This window comes from Frankia gtarii, from assembly GCF_025403375.1.
Taxonomy (GTDB): Bacteria; Actinomycetota; Actinomycetes; order Frankiales; family Frankiaceae; genus Frankia; species Frankia gtarii.
Genome location: NZ_JAMPTM010000625.1, coordinates 1 through 463, shown reverse-complemented (window position 1 = coordinate 463; position 463 = coordinate 1). Strand labels below are relative to the sequence as shown.

Annotated in this window: 1 protein-coding gene; it reads right to left on the bottom strand. The window is 73.7% G+C overall.

The annotated features are described in order from the left end of the window. Nucleotides 1-237: 237 nt before the first annotated feature. On the bottom strand, nt 238-463 hold a 226-nt coding region (locus tag NBZ83_RS32630), incomplete at its 5' end, for a DUF3099 domain-containing protein (RefSeq protein ID WP_261576567.1).

Genomic DNA, 463 nt, shown 5'->3' with positions numbered 1-463 from the left:
GGGTATCCCCGTCGCGCTGGCCGCGCTGAACCGCCTGGGTGCGCTGCCCGGAGCGGACATTCCAGGGCATACGGATCTTGATCTGGCGCAGCTTGCCCTGCTCGGGGCGCCGCCGGTGCTCGGTGGCGGGCGCCCCGTCGGCTCCCTGCGGGTGCGCCTGCCCGGCTGACCGGCGCCGGGGGAAACCGGGGCGTGACTGCGATCGCTTCCCGCGAATGCCCCCGTGTTGCGGTGCCGTCAGTCCTGGCGTCCCGGCCGGTCGCGGTTGTTCGGGTCGGGCGGCAGGCGGGGACGGCCCGCAACGACGACGGCCACCGGCGGGATGATCGCCGCGATCGCCATCATGATCAGGGCGGCTGGGAGGGAATACAGCCGGACCACCGTGCCGCCCGCGATGAACAGGGCGAGCGCGATCGACATCATGATCAGGTACCGCCGCCGCACGACCGGGTCGGCTCCGGGC